This window comes from Pseudomonas sp. EL_65y_Pfl1_R83, assembly GCF_963970695.1.
Taxonomy (GTDB): domain Bacteria; phylum Pseudomonadota; class Gammaproteobacteria; order Pseudomonadales; family Pseudomonadaceae; genus Aquipseudomonas; species Aquipseudomonas tritici.
The window spans coordinates 1-444 of sequence record NZ_CAXAQI010000458.1; the positions used below are offsets into that span (position 1 = coordinate 1).

The following is a 444-nucleotide window of genomic DNA, read 5'->3' on the forward strand; positions in this document are numbered from 1 at the left end:
GTAACGTTGCTCGAGATTGACGACGGCTCGGTTGCGCTGCCCGCAGGCGACGCCGCTACTTACCTGTCGCGGCATGGCGTCAAACCGGTGGTCAGCACGCTGGCCGCGGGCGGCAACAGCGCGAGCACGGTGATCCTGAACGAAATCGGCAATCAGGCAGCGGACTATCTGGTGATGGGCGGGTTCGGCCATGCGCGCCTGACCGAGGCCTTGTTCGGCGGGGTTACGCGGCGGATGCTGGCAGAATGCCCGGTGCCGACGCTGCTCGCGCATTGACCAACAAAAACCCCGGGTCGCACTGGCGGCCCGGGGGGATTGGAGGCGGGGGATTTAGATTTAGAGGCGGAAGCCCAAGCCCACGCCGAACACCAATGGATCGATGTCGATCCGCGCGGTGTTGATCGCGCCGCCGGTGTTGAGCCGCGCGGTGGTCTTCATCCCGAT

1 protein-coding gene is annotated in these 444 nt (G+C 65.5%); it reads left to right on the forward strand.

Features of this window, described 5'->3' with window-relative positions:
• The coding region (locus AACY08_RS29815) for a universal stress protein (protein ID WP_339472684.1) at positions 1 to 276 on the forward strand (276 nt) is incomplete at its 5' end.
• Positions 277 to 444 lie beyond the last annotated feature (168 nt).